The following is an 18,902-nucleotide window of genomic DNA, read 5'->3' as shown; positions in this document are numbered from 1 at the left end:
ATTCGTTACGCAAACTCCACCCGTAGGGCGACGGGGTGTCCTACGTTGGTAGACCCCCATTTCCTACAAGGACGAGGGAAGACATGTCTAGAACCGCACCGGGGGTGCGTCGAGCCAGGTCCGTCGCGATGGCAGCAACATGTGCCGTGGCGACCCTCGGGCTCGTGACACCCGCTCTTGCCAGCCCGACCACCGCCGGGCCGGCCACGACGAGCGCCGCGGGCGCCGTCCCCATGCAGATGGTCGATCCGATCGAGCCCGACTCGGTCTTCATCAGCGAGTTCCACTACGACAACGACGGAACCGATGTCGGTGAGTTCATCGAGGTGCAGGGGCCGGTCGGCACCGACCTCACCGGTTGGTCCCTGGTGCTCTACAACGGGTCGAATGCTCCAGGCGCGGCGATCCTCTACGGCACGGATGCGCTGCCGAGCCCGATCCCCGCGGCCGGTGTCGTCGTGGTCGACTACCCGGCCAACGGTATCCAGAACGGTGAGAGCGATGGCATCGCTCTCGTCGACGCGGATGGGGATGTCGTCGAGTTCCTCTCCTACGAGGGTGCCATCACCGCCGGTGATGGCCCGGCCGCGGGCATCGATTCGACCGATGTGGGCGTGAGTGAGCCGGGCTCCACCCCGATCGGCCAATCGCTCCAGCGGATCGACGGCCTCTGGACCGGCCCGCTCGAGAACAGCAAGGGGGTGCTCAACGCTGCGGATGACGGCGGCGGGGAACCGGGGGAGCCGGTCGAGGCGAGTCTCGGCGACGTCAACGCGAACTGGGCCACCATGGTCGACTCCGCGGTGACCACGCGCGGCGTCGTCACGGCGGTGTACCCGACCGGCGGCTTCAACGGCTACACGATCCAGACCGCCGGAACGGGCGGCGACACCGACCTGAGTGCGCGCACCGCCTCGGACGGCATCTTCGTGTACTCCCCGAGCACCGTGGACGACCTCGCGATCGGCGACCTCGTCGAGGTCACCGGCGACCTGAGCGAGTACAGCGGGCTGCGCGAAATCACCGTCGAGGCCGGCGCAGCGACTGTGCTCGACGAGGAGTACGACGCGGTCGTGCCGATCCCCGACTTCGTCATGCCGGCCGACGAGGCCGACCGGATCGTCTTCCAGAACATGCTCGTGACGCCGACCGACTATGTCATTTCGGACACCTACGACCTCGGCGGCTGGGGCGATAACGGCTTCGGCTCCCTGCTGCTCGGGCACCGCGGTCCGCTCATCCAGGAGACGGACGTCGCCCGCGTGGGCACGCCCGAGTTCGCCGCCGTGGTCGCGGATAACGCGGCCCGTGCCGTCACGCTCGACGACGGACGGTCCGAGCGGACCGGAACGGGCCTCGTCCCCTATCTGTCGGCGACGACGCATGACATCCGTACCGGAGTCGGCGTCGAGTTCGACCAGCCGGTCGTCGTGGACTACCGCTTCCAGTGGAACTTCCAGCCGACGGCTCCGCAGATCGGTGCGGCCCCCTGGCTCAGCACCGTGGGCGGGGAGACCCGGGCCGCGAACGCCGCGCCGCAGAACGTCGGCGGGGACTTCCAGATCGCGACGTTCAACGTGCTCAACTACTTCACCACCCTCGGTGAGGATGTTCCCGGATGCACGGCCTACACCGACCGGGAGGGCAACCCGCTCACGGTTCGAGGCGGATGTGCTCCCCGGGGTGCCTGGGACGAGGCGAGCTTCGATCGGCAGGAGGGCAAGATCGTCGACGCGATCAACGGCCTCGGCGCCGAGGTGGTCGTGCTGCAGGAGATCGAGAACGATGCCGCCACCCTGAACGATGAGACCCGCACCACCCGGGACGACTCCCTCGCCCAGCTCGTCGAGGCACTGAATGCGGATGCCGGGGCGGGAACGTGGGACTACGTGCCCTCGCCGGCGCCGGCCGACCAGCCCGTGCTGGACGATCAGGACGTCATCCGTCCGGCCTTCATCTACCAGCCGGCGGCGCTCAACCTCGAGACCGAGACCTCGACGATCCTCGTCGGCTCCGCGGCGTTCAGCAACGCCCGTGAACCCGAGGGTGCCGTGTTCTCCCATGTGGGGAACCCGGACTACGAGTTCGCCGTGGTCGCGAGCCACTTCAAGTCCAAGGGCAGCTGCCCCGACGGCGTCGAAGCCGGGCCCGAGGGCTGCTGGAACGACGCCCGGGTCGCCCAGGCCGAGGCGATGGCGGACTTCTCCGATGCCTACGCCGCGGACCACAGCGTCGACGACGTCTTCCTCGCTGGGGACTTCAACTCCTACACGATGGAGGACCCGATCCTCGCCTTCGCCGACGACGGCTACGACGTGATCGACAACGGCGAGACGAGCTACGTCTACGACGGCAAGATCGGCTCGCTCGACCACGTGCTCGCCAACGACTCGGCCATGGACCGGGTCACGGGCTCCGACATCTGGGCGATCAACGCCGAGGAGTCCGTGCTGGGCGAGTACTCGCGGTACAACTACACCGAGAGCGACCTGTTCCAGGGCGACAACCCCTTCCGGTCCTCCGACCACAACCCGGCGATCGTCGGGGTGGACGTCCCGGCGTTCGTGCTCCCGTACACCGGCCCGATCGACATCTACTCGATCAACGACTTCCACGGCCGGATCGAGGCGAGCCCGTACGACGGCGGCGGGGCCGAGGCGATGGCCTGCGTCGTCGACAACGCCCGGGCCGACAACCCGGAGATGCTCTTCGTCTCCGGCGGTGACAATGTCGGCGCGAGCACGTTCGTCTCCGCGGTCCAGCAGGATCAGCCCACGATCGACGTGCTCAACGAGATGGGGCTGGACGCCTCGGCGATCGGCAATCACGAATTCGACCAGGGCCAGGCCGACCTGAACGACCGGATCATCCCGGCCGCCGACTGGGACTACCTCGCCGCGAACATCTTCGACGGCACGGGCCCCGACGCCGCCCACGCGTACGAGCCGTACGTGATCGAGGAGGTCGACGGGATCCGGGTCGCGTTCATCGGCGGGATCACCACCGAGTTGCACTCCCTCGTCAACCCCGACGGGATCGAGGGCCTGGACATCCGCAACCTCTCGGCGTCGATCAACGCGGTGGCCGATCAGCTCATCGCCGACGGCGCGGCCGATCTCATCATCCCGGTCGTGCACGACGGGGCCGCCTCCGGCGACTTCTCGGATATCGGCGACACCTCGTTCGGGGAGTTGCTCGACAATGCCGGCGATCGCTTCGACGCGGTCATCTCCGGCCACACGCACAAGATGTACTTCACGGACGTCGACGGCATGTGGGTGACCCAGACCGGCTCGTACGGGGCCAACCTCGGCCACCTGACCTTCAACGTGGAGAACGGCCAGGTCGTGGGCAACGAGTTCGAGATGATCTCGCTCGGCACGAGCACCGACCCGATCGAGTGCACCCCGGTGACCGACATGCCCGGGAACGTCGCCGACATCGTGGCGGCGGCGCAGGAGGAGGCCGACGAACTCGGTTCCGTGCCCGTCGGTGAGATCACGGCCGACTTCAACCGGGCCCGACAGTCCGACGGGTCCGAGAACCGCGGCGGGGAGTCGACCATCGGCAACTTCATCGCGGACGTGCACCTGTGGGCCGGCGAGCAGGCGGGCGCGCAGATCGCGTTCATGAACCCCGGCGGGATCCGCGCGGATCTGCTCTACGACGCCCAGGAGGGCGTGACCGGGGACGCCGACGGCCTCGTGACCTACCAGGAGGCCGCCGAGGTGCAGCCGTTCGCCAACACCCTGATGACCGCCACCCTCACCGGGGAGCAGATCATCGCGGTGCTCGAACAGCAGTGGCAGCCGGCGGACGCCTCCCGGGCGTTCCTCAAGCTCGGGGTCTCGGAGGCGCTCACGTACACCTACGACCCGGACGCGCCCGCGGGTGAGCACATCACCCAGGTGTGGTTCGAGGGCGCGCCCCTCGACCCGGCCGGCGAGTACGTGGTGATCGGGAACTCCTTCCTCATGGCCGGCGGCGACAACTTCACCGTCCTGGCCGAGGGAGCCGACCCCGCCGACACCGGTCGCACGGACCTCGCAGCCACGGTCGACTGGTTCAAGGAGAACACGGTCGCCAGCCCGGACTACCGCCAGCGTGCGGTGGGCGTCTCCTGGGTGAGCGATCCTGCCGCGACCTACAGCGCGGGCGACGAGGTCACGTTCGACGTCTCCTCGTGGGCGTTCTCCACGAACGAGCCGAAGCCGGCGAGCCTGACCGTCAGCCTCGGCGACGCGGTGCTCGGCACCTTCGACGTGGACGATGCGATCGTCGACGGCACCGACGAGGTGGGCCGGGCGCACGTGACGTTCACCCTGCCGGAGGTCGCCGGCGACGGAGTCTCGGGCTACGAGCTCGTGCTCTCCGACGATCTCGGCACCACGGCCACCGTTGCGATCACGATCGACGCGGGCGCCGGTGCCGGTGGCGGGGCCGACGATGAGGGCAACGCCGACGCCGGCGGCAACGGCAACGGTCCGGGCGCGCTCCCCGACACCGGTGTCGATCCGGCCCTCATGGCGCTCGCCACCCTCACCCTCATCGCGGCCGGTGCCGCGGTGCTGGCGAGCCGGCGGCGCGGCGTGAAGGGAGGCGGCGGCGAGTGACCGCGTGAATCACCGCTAGGACGCGGGCGGGGAGGCCACCTCCCCGCCCGCACCCGTGTCCGCCTGCATCCGCGCGCTGGGCTCGCCGACCCGCAGTGGCGGACGCCCCCACGCGCGGCCGCGGCCTAGGGTGGGGGCGTGGCACGACGACGAATCTCGCCCGCCGAGGGCATCGCGGCGCTGCGGTGCTGGTCCCGGGGCGAGGCATCGGCGGCGCAGCAGCGCACCGCCGTGCGGTACACCCTCGAGTTGCTCGCGGACGCCGCACCGGGTGGATCGGTCGAGGTGCGCGTGCCGCCGGCCGGGGTCGTGCAGGTGATCCCGGGGCCCCGGCACACCCGCGGCACGCCCCCGAACACGGTCGAGACCGATATGGCCACGTGGCTGGAACTGGCCACCGGCGCCCTCGGCTGGGCCGACGGGCTCGCCGCCGGCCGGGTCGCGGCCTCGGGTCGGCGCGCGGATCTCGGGGCCCTGCTGCCGCTGCGGATCCCGACCGCCTGAGGACCGCCGGGGCCCACGAGCGCTACCCGCCCCGCCTGGGAGCGGGCTGGAGCCGGGAGGCGCACCCGGGCGCGCGGGCCGGGGAGACCGGATCGGTGGGGTCGGTGGGATACGGTCGGCCTGTGGAGAAGAAGCATCCTGACACCTCGACCGGATTCACCGACGAGGAATCCAGCAGCCTCGAGCGGAACACCGGCACGGCCGAGCACTCGGACGCGACCCGAGGTCGCGATGAATCCGGGCCGTCCCGCGCCGGCGGGCCGGCGCCCGATGCGACCGTCGCCGCTGACCGGGCCGGTGCTTCCGGTGGGCCCACGGGGCGCGGGGGAGCGGGGGCTGCCGAGCAGCCCGACGAGCCCGCCGACAGCGGGAGCTCCCTCGAACGCGAGGACGACGACCTCATCTACGTGCGCCGCTCCCAGGTGCGACGCACCCCGAAGTACGGCCGGTTCATCGGTGTGGGGGTGCTGCTCGGTGCTCTCGTCACGCTCGTGCTCGCCCAGATCGGCGACGTCCCGGACGGCGGCGGCACCGGGTACAGCCGCACGGATCTGACCCTCGTGCTGGCCCTCGTGTTCGTGCCGCTCGGCGCCATCGTCGGCGGCGTGGTCGCGATGGTCCTCGACCGCCGGAACAACCGCCGCCGCTGAGACCCCGCCCACGGGGCCGCGCGTGACCCGCCCGCCCACCACCGGACCGGCGACGTGCCCACGTGGGCGAGTGACGCCGTCCATACACTCGCGCCGGGTGTGGCACCATTGCACCTGTGGCGCGCGGCGACGGACGATTGACCCATGACCTCCTCCCGAACGAGAAGGGGCCGCAGGACGAATGCGGCGTCTTCGGTGTTTGGGCACCCGGTGAGGAGGTGGCCCAGCTCTCCTATTTCGGGCTCTACGCACTCCAGCATCGTGGCCAGGAATCGGCGGGAATCGCCACCTCCGACGGCGAGAAGATCCTCGTGTACAAGGATCTCGGGCTCGTCTCGCAGGTCTTCGACGACCGGTCGCTGCGGACGCTGAGCGGGCACATCGCCGTGGGGCACACGCGCTACTCGACGGCCGGATCGGGCACGTGGGAGAACGCCCAGCCGATGCTCGGCCCGACCGCCGGCGGGACCGTCGCGATCGGTCACAACGGAAATCTCACGAACGTCGAGGAACTGCTCGCGCTCGCGGCCGAGCGGAACCTGACCGTGCGCAACTACGCCGGCGGCTGCGCCTCCGACACGGCGATCCTGTCCGCGCTGTTCGCGTGGGAGGAGCACACGGACCTCTTCGACACGGCGGCCGAGGTGCTGCCCCATCTCGTGGGGGCGTTCTCGCTCGTGTTCATGGACGAGCACACCCTCTACGCCGCCCGCGACCGGCACGGGGTGCGCCCGCTCGTGCTCGGCCGGCTCGAGCGCGGCTGGGTCGTGGCCTCGGAGTCCGCCGCCCTCGACATCATCGGCGCCTCGTTCGTGCGCGAGGTGGAGCCGGGCGAGCTCATCGCGATCAGCGAGGACGGGCTGCGCACGACCCACTTCGCCGAGCCCACCCCGAAGGGCTGCGTCTTCGAATACGTCTACCTCGCCCGCCCCGACACGACGATCGCCGGCCGGTCGGTCAACGCCTCCCGCGTGGAGATGGGCCGGCGGCTCGCGCGCGAGCACCCCGCCGACGCGGACCTGGTGATCCCGGTGCCCGAATCGGGCACGCCCGCGGCCATCGGCTACGCCACCGAATCCGGTATCCCGTTCGCGCAGGGGCTGACGAAGAACGCGTACGTGGGGCGCACCTTCATCCAGCCGTCCCAGACGATCCGGCAGCTGGGGATCCGGCTCAAGCTCAATCCGCTGCGGGAGGTGATCCGCGGCAAGCGCCTCGTGGTGGTCGACGACTCGATCGTGCGCGGGAACACGCAGCGGGCGCTCATCCGGATGCTGCGCGAGGCGGGAGTCGCGGAGGTGCACGTGCGCATCTCCTCCCCGCCGGTCAAATGGCCCTGCTTCTACGGGATCGACTTCGCCACCCGGGCCGAGCTCATCGCCACCGGCCTCAACACCGCCGAGGTGTGCTCCTCCCTCGGCGCGGACTCCCTCGGCCACATCTCGATCGACGGGATGATCGAGTCCACCACGATCCCGCCCGACCGGCTGTGCGCCGCCTGCTTCACGGGCGAGTACCCGATCCCCCATCCCGCGGGCATCGCCCCGCATCCCACCTCGACGAGGGCCGGGGACCCCGCGGACGGGCTGACCAGCCTCACCGTGGCCACCGGCGCCCAAGGAGCCCTGGACCACCCGTGACTCAGCAGCCGACGAGCCGCCAGCCCGCCCACCCGATCACCTACGCCGACGCCGGGGTGGACACCGAGGCGGGGGATCTCGCCGTCGAACTCATGCGGCGGGCGGTGAGCGACACCCACACGCCGCAGGTGGTCGGCGGCTTCGGCGGCTTCGCCGGCCTGTGGGACGCCTCCGAGCTCACCGGCTACCGGCGGCCGCTGCTGGCCACCTCGACCGACGGGGTGGGCACGAAGGTCGCCATCGCCCAGGCCATGGACGTCCACGACACGATCGGATTCGACCTCGTGGGCATGGTGGTCGACGACATCGTGGTCGCCGGTGCGCGGCCGCTGTTCATGACCGACTACATCGCGTGCGGCTCCGTGGTGCCGCAGCGGATCGCCGACATCGTGCGCGGCATCGCCGCGGCCTGCTCCGTGGCGGGCACCGCGCTGGTCGGCGGGGAGACGGCCGAGCACCCCGGGCTGCTCGGCGTCGACGAATACGACGTGGCCGGTGCGTGCACCGGGGTGGTCGAGGCCGACGAGATGCTCGGTGCGCACCGGGTCGAGGCCGGGGACGTGCTCATCGCGCTCGCCTCCTCCGGGCTGCACTCGAACGGCTACTCCCTCGTGCGCCGGGTCGTGGCGAGCGCCGGCTGGGAACTCGACCGGCACGTGCCCGACTTCGGGCGGAGCCTCGGGGCGGAGCTGCTCGAGCCGACCCGGGTGTACGCGAGTGACTGCCTCGCGCTCGCCGCGGGCGGGGACGTCCACGCCTACACCCACGTGACCGGCGGAGGGCTCGCGGCGAACCTGGCCCGGGTGCTGCCTGCCGGCCTCACCGCGCAGGTGGACCGGGCCGGCTGGGCCGTGCCCCCGGTCTTCGACGTGGTGCGCCGGCTCGGCTCCGTGCCGTGGGGCGACCTGGAGAACACCCTGAACCTCGGCGTGGGCATGGTCGCGATCGTGCCGGCCGAGGCGGCGGACCGCGTGCGTGGCGCGGCCAGGTCGCGTGGCCTGGATGCCTGGGAGCTGGGAGTCGTGCGGGACTCGGCCGAGCTCGACGGCGCCGCCGGAGACCTCGTGAGCGGCACCAAGGGCGTCGACGCCGGGGCCGTGCTCATGCAGGGGGCCTACCGCACCGCGTGAGGGGAACGACCGCACCCGGGTGCGTGGCGATGCCCGCCGGTACCCCAGCGGCCCGACGGCGCGCGAATGCGGGATCCCGTGGAGGTCGACGGACCTGATCTCCACGAGATCCCGCACTCGAGGTCGTGTCTACCTCAAGGCGTGAGCGATCCCTGTGACCCGCGGGGGATCACAGGGCGTCATCGGGAGGAGTGATCATCCCAATCGTCGTCCTCGGCAGGCGGGACCTCATGCGAATCCGCATAATCGGTTCGTGTCTTCGAGCCGGTGAGTTCCCGCTCGAGAGCCTGATAGTCGGTCTCCGGGCTGTAGTACTTGAGTCGCCGAGCGACCTTCGTCTGCTTCGCCTTCTGACGGCCGCGCCCCATGGCGTGACCCCCTCCACTTAAGTGCCGGATCCACACCGCTGGCGCGTAGTGGACCGGGAATTGGTCATGTGTCGTGGTGCAACCGTACCCCGCCCGCGGGGTCCCGAGCGAACCGGTGAACAAGCGAGATGTCAGCATGTGAGACGATCTGACCGGCTTTGCCGGAAATCTCGACCCGATCCGTCGCAAAACGGCGCGAGCGTGCGATCGCCCGCGGAGGGCGTCTCGACCGCGGCGGAATCGGGAGAAAGATCACTCTCGGCGTGAGCGGCGCCGTGCCACGACGGCGAGTGCGCCGAGGGCGAGCAGCCCGGCAGCCGCCGCGCCGACGATCCGGATAGCACCGGGCTCCTTCGATCGGACCCGGTCGCCCAGGTCCTTCGCCTGCCCGGCGGCGTTGGCGACCACGGTCGCCGCCTGCTCCTTGAACTCCGCGAGTTGGGTGCGGGGATCGAGGGATCGGGTGAGGTCGTCCACGGCGGCGGTCAGTTCCGCGCGCTGGGCCGCGAGGTCGGCCTCGATCTCCGCCACGGTGCGGGCGGGCTTCTTCGGGGCCTTGTCGGCCTCCTCGGTCTGTTCACTCACCGGCTCACGCCTTCCTTGACGGCTTCGAGGTCGAGCTTGACGTTCTCGCCGGCCTTGATTTGAGTCGCGTTCGCCTTGGTGATCTGGCCCTTGCCCAGGAGCGCGAGCAGCCCCACGATGAGCAGGAGCCCGCCGCCCACGATGAGCGCGGCGAGCCACGCCGGCAGCGCCACCGCGATGCCCGCGTACGCCGCGAAGAACAGCCAGCCGAGGCCGTAGAGCGCGAGCACCCCGGCCACGGCGAAGAGTGCGATCGCCATCGCGAACCGGGAGACCTTCTCCTTGAGCTGGGTCTTGATGAGTTCGATCTCGCCGCGCAGCAGGGACGTGAGTTTCGTCGTGATTCGTGTGAAGAGCTCACCCACGCTGGGGCTCATCGGTTGCGGTTCCGGGGGCATTCGGGTCACCTTCCTTGCGATGGCGCGAGAGAACAGGCTACTCCTGCCGCTGCCGAAGCGCGGCTGAGGCTTCCTCGACTTCGTTCCATGGAATCGTTTCGTTGTCCCTCTCCAGGGTCGGCTCCGGACCCTTCCCGGCCAAGACCACCGTATCGGTCGGGGCGGCGCTCGCGATCGCAAACCGGATCGCCTCGCCGCGGTCGCCGATGCTGCGGAAGTTGGTGCGCTCGCCCGCGCCGGCGGCCATCTCGGTGAGGATGTGCTGCAGCGGTGTGTCGCGGTGGTCCTCCTCCGTGAACACGGCGTGGTCGGCCAGCCGGGTCGCGACCTCCCCGAGCGGGGCCCGCTTATACGGGTCGCGCGGGCCGCCGGCCGAGCCGATCACCACCCACAGCGATCCCGCCGTGGTGGCCCGGACGGTCGCCAGCGCCTTCTCCAGCGACGGCGGCGTGTGTGCGAAGTCGACGATCACCCGCGGGTCCTCCGGCGTGCTCGGCACGATCTCCATCCGCCCCGGCACGCCCGGGAAGGACTCGACGCCCGCGACCAGCTCCGGCACCCGCAGCCCCGTGCGCGCGCCGGCCGCGAGGGCGGCGAGTGCGTTCGAGACGTTGAAGCGCCCGATCATCGGCAGCATGACGGAGAACGACCCGAGCGGGGAGTCGACCGTGAACCGGATGCCCCGCTCCTCGTCCTCGATGCCGCGTGCCACCCAGTCCGCATCCCCGCCCGTGGCCGAGTAGGTCCACTCGCCCGCGGAGGCCTCTCCCCGCAGCTTGTCGGTCCAGGGATCGTCCGCATTGAGGACGGCGAAGCGCGCCTCCCGCACGAGGGTCGCCTTCGCCTCGAAGTAGTCGTGGATCGTGCCGTGGAAGTCGAGATGCTCGGCGGTCAGGTTGGTCCAGACCGCCGTGTCCCACTGGACTCCGCGCAGGCGCTTCATCGCGAGCGCGTGGGAGGAGGCCTCGACGACCACGGTGTGCGCGCCGGCGTCCCGCTCCTCGGCGAGGATGGTCTGCAATTCGGGCGCCTCGGGGGTGGTGAAATGCGCGGGGAACTGCTCGAGCTCGCCGTCCGGGAGCTCGTAGCCGACCGTCGAGAGCAGCCCCGTGGGCAGCCCGGAGTGCCGGTGGAGGTGCCGGATCAGCCAGGTGGTCGTCGTCTTCCCGTCGGTGCCGGTCACGCCGACCGCGTTGAAGTCGTGGCTCGGGTAGCCGGCGAGCGCGGTGGCGGCGTCCGCGAGGGCGGTGCGTGCGTCGTCCACGCGCAGATACGGGACGTCGCACTCGGCGTCCTCGGGCAGGCCCTCGCCGATCACGGTCACGGCGCCGTTCCCGAGTGCTTCGCGGATGAACGAGTGACCGTCGCTCCGGGCGCCACGGATGGCCACGTAGGCGCCGTCGGCCTGGACCCACCGGGCGTTGTGGGAGACGTTCGCGACCTCCAGCTCGGAGTCGCCGGACTCCGGGTCGTCAGCACCGAGAAGGGCCGCGAGATCACTCAAGTTCATGGCTTCAGCCTACTGTGGGGCGCCGACAGGCGCAGGGGGAGGGCGGGATGTGGCATCCGCGCCGATGCGACCGCCCGGCTCCTCCGTATCGAATCGGGCTCGACGGGTGCCGACCGGTGCCGCCCCGCGCGTCAGCGGCGGGCGACGATCCCGAGCAGTCCGCCCGCCAGGCCGAGGTTCTTGAGGAACTGGACGCGCTGCAGGCCCCGGGCGCCGGCGTCGTCGTGCTCCCAGTAGGCGTGCCCGGCGAGCGTCGTGGGCACGAGGGAGGCGATGAGCCCGGCCGCGGCCCAACGGGGCAGCACGTTCAGGGCGAGCGCCGCGCCGCCCACGGCCATGGCCGCGCCGTTGACCCGGACCATGAGCTCCGGCTCGGGAATCCCGAGTTCGGCCGCGGCGGCGACGCGCCCGCCCGGCTCCTTCGCGGCCTGGTAGCCGAGGTAGACGAACGGGAGCCCGAGCGCCGCCTGCGCCACTCGTCGAACGAACATGGAAACCCTCCAGAGGTGATGATGGACGCGGCCCTGTTCAGCCTATGGCTCGCGAGCGCCGCCGTCTCGCCCTCGCCTTGGCCCGCCGATACCGTCGCCGTACCCTGGTGCGATGAGCAGCCCATTCGATGATCCCGAGGTTCAGGCGGCGATGGCGAAGGCGGGCGTCGTGCACAGGCCGGGCCTGGCCGCCGAGACCTTGGCGGAGCTCGCGCCGCTGCTCGCCGCCGAGGGGGTCGACCTCGAGGATCCGGACACGGATCTCGAGGCCCTCAACGCCGCGCTCGAGCGGGCGACCGAGCGGCACAACCTCGAGCTGTTCACCCCGGTCGGGACGCCGCAGGAACAGGTGGGAGCTCTGCTGGTGGAGTTCGCTCAGGTCGTCACGCACAAGCGCCCCCGGGCGGCGGAGGCGATCCTCGGCGCCATCGGGCCGGACCCCGCTCCGGGCCGGCCCGCCGCCGCGCACGTGATCGGAGCCAGTCTCGGGCTCCTCGACGCGTGGCACACGTCCCCCGAGTTCGAGGCGCTGCGCCAGGTGCCCGTGCCGAAGTGGCGCGGCCCCGCCCGCAGCACCGCCGCACATCTCATCGAGGCCGCCCGCCGGGGCGGGGCGTATGACTCACTGCGGGAGCTGATCGCCCGCCACGGCGGCGAGTTCGTCATGCATGCGAGCGTGCTCGCCGCGGCGGCGACGATCCTGGCGAGCGCCGAGAGCGCGGGGGAGGACGTGCCCACGGCGGGCGAGCGGCTCCTGCGCCTCGCCTGGGGCGCGTCCCGCACCTCACCGTCGGGGAGGGCAGTCGGAGACGACGCCGCCTGGCAGGCCGGGCGAAGCGATCTGAGCCGGCGCTTCGTCGCCTGGCTCGAGGCCGAGGAGCTCGACGACATCGACGACGCCGAGTGGGTCGAGGCCCTCGAGGAGTTCACGGCCGCGGCCGGCCTCGACCTGGAGAACCCGGGGCACATGCCGAGGCTGATCGAGGCGATGCGTGAGACGGAAGACGAGGAGCACGGCGACTTCCTCCTCGCCGTGCTCCACGACTATGTGCACTTCCAGGCGGCCACCGGCACCGCGGAGGCCGCCTGGGGCGAGGCCTGCGCCCTGATCGACGAGGAGACCGGCGAGGACGACCCCCGCTTGGAGATTCTCGTGGGCGTGATCGAGCGCGCGACGGCGGCGGATCCCGAGGCCCGCCGGGCCGCCGTCGGCCGGCTCCGGATCGTCGCCGGGGTGAGCGACCTGCTCGCCTGGCTCGCCCGGCCCCGCCCGATCACGGGCACCGGTGGGTTACGGCGGGTCGACATCGCCCCCGTGGCCGCGATGATCGGCATCGACGCCGTCGGGGTGACGAAGCGTCCGGCGCCCGAGGGACAGCTCGACCTGAACCTCGAGGAGCCGGAGCCCGCACCGGCGACGCTCCAGGTGCAGTCGATCAAGGATCTCCCGGTGCTCGACACCTGGTGGCGCACGCTCGAGTTCATGGAGTACATCGAGCTCACGGCGACGCGGGTGCGCCCCGGCGCCGGTCCCGGGATCGTCGAAGCGGACGGGTCCATGCCGAGCGACGCGGAGACGTTCGTCGCGGTCTTCTTCGCGAACCTCCTCATGCGCGCCGCGGAGGAGTCGAAGTTCGGCTTCGGGCTGCCCATCCTGCTCATGCTCATGGACCGGATCACCGCGGCCGTCGCGCCGGGGGAATACAGCGGGATCGCCCGGCAGGGAGAACTGGTCGACCTGCTCGGCCCGCTCGCCGGGAGCGTCCTCGGCCAGCTCGCCGAGGTCGGACTGATCGAGCTGGACGAGGAGGGTGTCGCGACCGTCCCCGAGCCGTTGCGGGGCGTCGTGGCGAGTGGGCTGCTCGCGGCCATGGCGGCCGTCCTGGGCGACGACGACCCCGACGCCTGAGGAGGTCGCGACCCCGCGGCGGTGGCGAGCGCGGCCGAAACGCGCGACGATGACCGGATGCGGCGTGTTCACGTGTGGGCCTCCGGACTCGTGCAAGGGGTGGGCTTCCGGTTCGGGGTGCGGTCGGTGGCGACCGATGCCCGGCTCTCGGGCTGGGTGCGCAACTGCCCCGACGGCCGGGTCGAGGCCGAACTCGAGGGCACCGAGCCGGACGTGGCCGCGGTGCTCGCCTGGATGCGGCGGGGGCCGGCCGGAGCCCGGGTCGACCGGCTCGAGGTGCACGAGCTCGACCCGGGCGCCGGCGCCGGCGCGTTCGTCGTGCTCCCCACGGCATAGGATCTCGGCCGGCCGGAGTCGCCGGGGCCCTTGCCTGCGGCGGCGGCCGGGAGCATCCTGAAATAGCCGGTCCTGCGGGGGCCGACTCGACATCCGAAGGCGACGAGCCACAGGCGACAGCGATGGGATGGCCGGGATCATGACGAGCTTCATCGGCGGCATTCGAGCCAGCGGGAATGGACTGCTGGTTCGGATCTCGATCATCGCGGCGATCGGCGGGCTGCTGTTCGGCTTCGACACCGGCGTGATCTCGGGGGCGCTGCTCTACCTCAAGAAGGACCTGTCGGCGGGCTCGCTCGCGCAGGAGTGGATCGTGTCGGTGCTGCTCCTCGGCGCGGTCCTCGGCGCGGCGCTGTCCGGCTGGCTCGCCGACAAGATCAGCCGCAAGTGGACCAAGGTCGTCTCCGGGGCCGTGTATATCGTGGGCGCGCTCGGCTGCGCGTTCGCGGTCTCCATCCCGATGCTTATCGGCTTCCGGTTCGTGCTCGGGCTGTCGGTGGGCACCGCCTCGTTCGTGGCGCCGCTGTACATCGCGGAGGTCTCTCCGCCGCGGGTGCGTGGCGGCCTCGTCTCGTTCAACCAGCTCCTCATCACCATCGGGATCCTGCTGGCCTACCTCGTCAACTTCGCGTTCTCGTCGGTCGAGGGAGGCTGGCGGTGGATGCTCGCCATGGGGGCGATCCCGGGGGCGGCGCTCGTGATCGGGATGCTCACGGTGCCACACACGCCGCGGTGGCTCATGCAGCAGGGACGCGAGGACGAGGCGCGAGACGTCCTGACGAGGCTGCGGGGCCGCGACCCCGAGGCGGACATCGACCGGGAGATCGAGGACATCAAGACCGCGAAGCGCAAGGAGGAGTCGACGAGCCTGCGGGACCTGCTCCACGCCAATATCCGCCCGCTGCTGTGGGTCGGGATCGGGCTCGCCGTGTTCCAGCAGTTCGTCGGCATCAACACGGTCATCTACTACGCGCCGACGATCCTGTCGAAGACGGGCCTGACCAACAGCGCCTCCATCGTGCAGACCGTGTTCGTGGGCGTGACCAACGTGGTGTTCACGATCGTCGCCGTGCTCCTGCTCGACCGGGTGGGGCGGCGCCGGCTGCTGCTCATCGGCACCGTCGGGCTGACCCTCTCGATCATCTTCCTCGGGATCTTCTTCGCCTCGCCCGGACTGCAGGCGGGCGCGAGCTACCTGGCGCTCGTCGCGCTGCTCGTCTACATCGCCTCCTTCGCGGTCGGGCTCGGCCCCGTGTTCTGGCTCATGATCTCCGAGATCTACCCGCTCGGGATCCGCAGCAAGGCGATGTCGGTGGCCACCATCTTCAACTGGGGCGCCAACTTCCTCGTCGCGGGCACGTTCCTCACGCTCGTCTCGGTCATCACCACCCAGGGGACGTTCTTCCTCTTCGGCGGCCTGGGGATCCTGGCGTTCCTGTTCTTCGTCTGGAAGGTTCCCGAGACCAAGGACAAGTCCCTCGAGCAGATCCAGAGCGAGCTGGTCGGCGAGATCGCGCCGCCGGACGACGGTTCGGCGCGCGAATGAGCCCGTGCCGTGAATCCGCGCGGGCCACCGGGCTTCGGCCGGGGCGGGAGGTCAGTCGTCCGCGCGCAGCCGTCGAAGCAGCGGGAGCACGAACCACATCGCCGCGATGAGCGCCGCGATCCCCGCGCCGATGAGTGCCGCCGTCATCGTGCCGAAGAGCATGTCGGTGACCAGGAACACCACGGCGCTCAGGGAGACGCCGAGCAGGATCAAGGCGGTGACCATCTGCCGGATGGCCGTCTGGAGCAGTCGTCCCTTGCTGTACGGCTTGCCTCGGAGCTGGTGGTAGGCGGCCTCGCCCATGAGGAACACGACGGCCAGGGCGGTCGAGAGGAACGCGATGAAGTAGACGTCCGCCTGCAGCGGGGTGAGCTTCGAGAACACCGAGGTGAACGGGATCGAGAGGAGGAAGGCGAGGAGCACGGTCACGCCCGGGATGATCATGCGCAGCTCGGAGGTGAGCTCGTCGAGCTCGCGATCGAGGGTGTCCCGCGCGCGCTTGAGGGGATCCGGCTCGTGGTCACTCATCGGGGTGTCCGGGGGGATCGCCGTCCGGGCCGTCCGGGCTCTGCCCGTCGGGAATTCGCCCGTCCGGATTCTGCCCGTCCGGATCCGGGGAGTCGGCGCCGGACCGCCCCGCCGGTGTGGCCTGCGGGTCGCCGCCGCCCTGGGTGCGCATCCTGCGGTACGTGAGGCGCTGGGCGATGCTCGCCCTCGATGCCGCCTGGCTCCCGGGCGAGAGCGGATCCTCGCCGAGGACCGGGTCGGGGCCGGCCTGGTAGGCGTCGGTCCACACCTGCACGACGGACCAGCCCACGGCCGTGAACGGGACGGCGAGGAGGGCGCCGAAGATCCCGCCGACGATGGCCCCGATGGCGAGGGCGAGCAGCACGACGATCGCGTGCAGGCGGAGGGTGCGGCCCATGACGACGGGTTGGAGCAGGTCCCCCTCGAGCTGCTGGACCACGATGATGATCGCCACCACGATGAGCGCGACGACGAGGCCGTTGGTCACGAGTGCGACGAGGGCCGCCAGGGTCCCGGCCACCGTGGCCCCGACGATGGGCAGGAAGCCGCCCATGAACACGATGACCGCGAGCGGCAGCGCCAGCGGCACTCCGAGCAGCGCGAGCGGAATGCCGATGCACACGGCATCGACCGCAGCGATGATCGCGGTCCCACGCACGTAGCCGCCGAGCACCTGCACGGTCCGGTCTCCGGACTCCGCCAGCTTGGCCCGGGTGTCTCCCCGGAACCAGCGCAGCCCGAAGTTCCACAGCTTCGGCCCGTCCTTGAGGAAGAAGAACAGCAGCACGACCATGAGTGCCGCCCCGGTCACGAACCCGGTCGCGGCGCCGATCCCGCTCAACGCGCTGCCGAGGAACGCCCCGCTGCCGGCGAGGCCGACGAGCTTGTTCAGGGCGGTGTCGATCGAGCCGGTGTCGATCGGGAGGGGTCCGTTCATGAGGAAGTCCTGCAACCGGTGCCAGCCGTCGACGGCGGAGGCGGACAGCTCGTCCCACTGGCTCCGGACCGCGAGCACGATCCCCGTGATCACGCCGCCGAGCACCACGAGGATGGCGACGAACGCGGTGATCGTGGCGAGCATCCGGGGCAGGCCCCTGCCCACGAGCCACCGCACCGCGGGATGAACGGCGCAGGCGAGGATCAACGCGACCATCACCGCGATCACGACGACCGCCACCTGCAGGAGAAGCCACACGACGCCCGTGATCACGGCGGCGATGAGCAGGACCTGGCCGCACCGGGCGCCCGCTCGGCCGAGCGAGTCACGCCACATGCCCGAATCGGTCGCGCGGGGGCGTGCCGGTGATCGATCCTCTCCCGCGCCGGTGCCCATCGTCAGCTCCCGTCGCGTTCGATTCGGATGGTCGCCGACGGGCACAATCGTGCTGCTCTCCGGGCGGCCGGCCACTCCGATTCGGGCGGCGACTCGTCGAGGAGGCGCACGAAGCCGTCGTCCTCCAGGCGATTCGCGAACACGGCCGGCGCGATCCGGCCGCAGTTGCCCGAGGCGACGCAGGTGTCGTGGTTGACGGAGATGAGCATGGGTCCCTCCTACGTGGTGTCGATCCGCTCGGCCGGGGAGACCCCGTCAGCCTCGATACTCGCGGACGAGCGGGCATGTGTACAGGTCCCGCCGCCTGGTCCCCACCTGGTTGAGATAGCGGATGATCGTCGCGTACGCCTCGGGCAGCGTCGCCTCGGTGTAGGGAATGCCGTCCCGGGCGCAGTGCTCGAGCACCGCAACCCGCAGCGCCGGCAGGTTCGGCCGTGGTGCCTTCGGGAACAGGTGGTGCTCGACCTGGTATTCGAGGCCGCCCATGAGGAAGTGGACGAGCGGGCCGCCCCGGATTCCCCGGGACATGTGTACCTGCCGGCGCAGGAAATCGAGCCGCACATCCTTCGGCACGGTGGGCATCCCGATGTGGTTCGGCGCGAACGCACCGCCCAGGAAGACCCCGAAGACCGACACCTGTACCCCGACGAAGGCGAACGCGATCCCGGGCGGCAGCGCCAGGAACACGAAGACGAGGTAGCCGCCGAGGCGGGCGGTCAGGAAGAGGATCTCGGTCCACCGGTGCCGCACCCCGCGGCCGGCCACGGCGGTCCTGATGGAGGCCACATGCAAGTGGAATCCCTCGAGGAACAGCAGCGGCACGAAGTAGTAGCCCTGGCGTTCGATGAGCGCCGCACCGATGCCCGTGCGCCGGTCCGTGCTCGCGGGAGTGAAGGCCAGCACCGACGAGTCCACGTCGGGATCCGATCCGTCCTTGTTGGGATTCGCGTGATGACGGCCGTGCTTGTCGACCCACCAGCCATAGCTCAGGCCGGTGAAGACACCGGAGAGCACCCGCGCTGTCCATTCGTTCCATCCGCGGGTGCGAAAGATCTCCTGGTGGGCCGCCTCGTGCCCGAGGAAGGCCACCTGCGCCATGGCGAGCCCGAGGAGCGCGGCCAGGAGCAACTGATACCACGTGTCCGCGAGCATCCCGACGGCGACGAGGATCGCCACCGTGGCGCCCGACCACAGCAGGATCATCGCCCAGTAGAAGCCGTAACGGCGGCGCATGAGCCCCGCGGCATGGACCCGTTCCGAGAGGTCCAGGTACGCCGCGACGTACTGGCTGCGCGGGCGCGCACGGTGGGCATCGCCTGGAATCATGATCACCCCGCAGGTCGAGGAACCTGGTCGCCGGG

Annotated in this window: 17 protein-coding genes; 8 read left to right on the top strand and 9 right to left on the bottom strand. The window is 70.8% G+C overall.

What is annotated here, in order from left to right:
- Positions 1 to 128: 128 nt before the first annotated feature.
- From GCE65_RS14775 to purM, 5 genes are all read left to right on the top strand, one after another.
- Entirely contained in the window at positions 129 to 4,613 is a 4,485-nt protein-coding gene (locus GCE65_RS14775; RefSeq protein WP_194928730.1) for an ExeM/NucH family extracellular endonuclease, read from the top strand.
- A 138-nt stretch (positions 4,614 to 4,751) separates the two neighbouring features.
- On the top strand, positions 4,752 to 5,117 hold the full coding sequence (locus GCE65_RS14770) for a sterol carrier family protein (RefSeq protein ID WP_153878902.1): 366 nt from the start codon (positions 4,752 to 4,754) through the stop codon (positions 5,115 to 5,117).
- A 122-nt stretch (positions 5,118 to 5,239) separates the two neighbouring features.
- On the top strand, positions 5,240 to 5,767 hold the full coding sequence (locus GCE65_RS14765) for a hypothetical protein (protein ID WP_153878901.1): 528 nt from the start codon (positions 5,240 to 5,242) through the stop codon (positions 5,765 to 5,767).
- Positions 5,768 to 5,874: 107 nt separating this feature from the next.
- On the top strand, positions 5,875 to 7,407 hold the full coding sequence (purF, locus tag GCE65_RS14760) for an amidophosphoribosyltransferase (protein ID WP_153878900.1): 1,533 nt from the start codon (positions 5,875 to 5,877) through the stop codon (positions 7,405 to 7,407).
- Entirely contained in the window at positions 7,404 to 8,537 is a 1,134-nt protein-coding gene (purM, locus tag GCE65_RS14755; RefSeq protein ID WP_153878899.1) for a phosphoribosylformylglycinamidine cyclo-ligase, read from the top strand. Before purF ends, purM begins: the two co-directional genes overlap by 4 nt.
- A 179-nt stretch (positions 8,538 to 8,716) precedes the next feature.
- Here the strand turns inward: purM and GCE65_RS14750 are convergent, their stop codons facing one another.
- The 5 genes from GCE65_RS14750 to GCE65_RS14730 form a co-directional block, all read right to left on the bottom strand.
- Positions 8,717 to 8,905 (bottom strand): DUF3073 domain-containing protein, encoded by a 189-nt coding sequence (locus GCE65_RS14750; RefSeq protein WP_152910491.1) that lies wholly within the window; start codon positions 8,903 to 8,905, stop codon positions 8,717 to 8,719.
- 252 nt (positions 8,906 to 9,157) lie between these two features.
- Positions 9,158 to 9,490, bottom strand: a complete 333-nt coding sequence (locus GCE65_RS14745) for a DUF3618 domain-containing protein (protein ID WP_152910492.1) — start codon at positions 9,488 to 9,490, stop codon at positions 9,158 to 9,160.
- On the bottom strand, positions 9,487 to 9,855 hold the full coding sequence (locus tag GCE65_RS14740; protein ID WP_194928729.1) for a phage holin family protein: 369 nt from the start codon (positions 9,853 to 9,855) through the stop codon (positions 9,487 to 9,489). The genes GCE65_RS14745 and GCE65_RS14740 overlap by 4 nt, the downstream gene beginning before the upstream one ends.
- A gap of 70 nt (positions 9,856 to 9,925) precedes the next feature.
- A complete protein-coding gene (locus GCE65_RS14735) occupies positions 9,926 to 11,398 on the bottom strand; it encodes a UDP-N-acetylmuramoyl-L-alanyl-D-glutamate--2,6-diaminopimelate ligase (protein WP_153878897.1) in 1,473 nt (490 codons plus the stop codon).
- A 131-nt stretch (positions 11,399 to 11,529) separates the two neighbouring features.
- Complete coding sequence (locus GCE65_RS14730; RefSeq protein WP_152910583.1) at positions 11,530 to 11,889, bottom strand: DoxX family membrane protein; 360 nt, start codon at positions 11,887 to 11,889, stop codon at positions 11,530 to 11,532.
- A 112-nt stretch (positions 11,890 to 12,001) separates the two neighbouring features.
- On the opposite strand from GCE65_RS14730, the gene GCE65_RS14725 reads away from it, so the two are divergent.
- The 3 genes from GCE65_RS14725 to GCE65_RS14715 all read left to right on the top strand — a co-directional run bounded on the left by GCE65_RS14725 (position 12,002) and on the right by GCE65_RS14715 (position 15,680).
- Complete coding sequence (locus tag GCE65_RS14725) at positions 12,002 to 13,798, top strand: hypothetical protein (protein ID WP_153878896.1); 1,797 nt, start codon at positions 12,002 to 12,004, stop codon at positions 13,796 to 13,798.
- A 57-nt stretch (positions 13,799 to 13,855) separates the two neighbouring features.
- Positions 13,856 to 14,134: an acylphosphatase gene (locus GCE65_RS14720; protein WP_153878895.1), complete on the top strand. Its 279-nt coding sequence runs from the start codon at positions 13,856 to 13,858 to the stop codon at positions 14,132 to 14,134.
- A 139-nt stretch (positions 14,135 to 14,273) separates the two neighbouring features.
- Positions 14,274 to 15,680: a sugar porter family MFS transporter gene (locus tag GCE65_RS14715; protein ID WP_153878894.1), complete on the top strand. Its 1,407-nt coding sequence runs from the start codon at positions 14,274 to 14,276 to the stop codon at positions 15,678 to 15,680.
- A 51-nt stretch (positions 15,681 to 15,731) separates the two neighbouring features.
- On the opposite strand, the gene GCE65_RS14710 is transcribed toward GCE65_RS14715, so the two are convergent.
- From GCE65_RS14710 to GCE65_RS14695, 4 genes are all read right to left on the bottom strand, one after another.
- A complete protein-coding gene (locus GCE65_RS14710; protein ID WP_152910587.1) occupies positions 15,732 to 16,208 on the bottom strand; it encodes a DUF6328 family protein in 477 nt (158 codons plus the stop codon).
- On the bottom strand, positions 16,201 to 17,481 hold the full coding sequence (locus GCE65_RS14705; protein ID WP_228759987.1) for an AI-2E family transporter: 1,281 nt from the start codon (positions 17,479 to 17,481) through the stop codon (positions 16,201 to 16,203). Before GCE65_RS14705 ends, GCE65_RS14710 begins: the two co-directional genes overlap by 8 nt.
- Before the next feature lie 62 nt (positions 17,482 to 17,543).
- The gene (locus GCE65_RS14700) at positions 17,544 to 17,750 is read right to left on the bottom strand and encodes a ferredoxin (RefSeq protein ID WP_153878892.1); all 207 of its coding nucleotides are present in this window, start codon (positions 17,748 to 17,750) and stop codon (positions 17,544 to 17,546) included.
- A 46-nt stretch (positions 17,751 to 17,796) separates the two neighbouring features.
- Positions 17,797 to 18,867 (bottom strand): acyl-CoA desaturase, encoded by a 1,071-nt coding sequence (locus GCE65_RS14695; protein ID WP_153879303.1) that lies wholly within the window; start codon positions 18,865 to 18,867, stop codon positions 17,797 to 17,799.
- Positions 18,868 to 18,902 lie beyond the last annotated feature (35 nt).

This window comes from Pseudactinotalea sp. HY158 (genome assembly GCF_009660225.1).
GTDB lineage: Bacteria > Actinomycetota > Actinomycetes > Actinomycetales > Beutenbergiaceae > HY158.
This window is presented reverse-complemented; position numbering and strand designations above follow the sequence as displayed.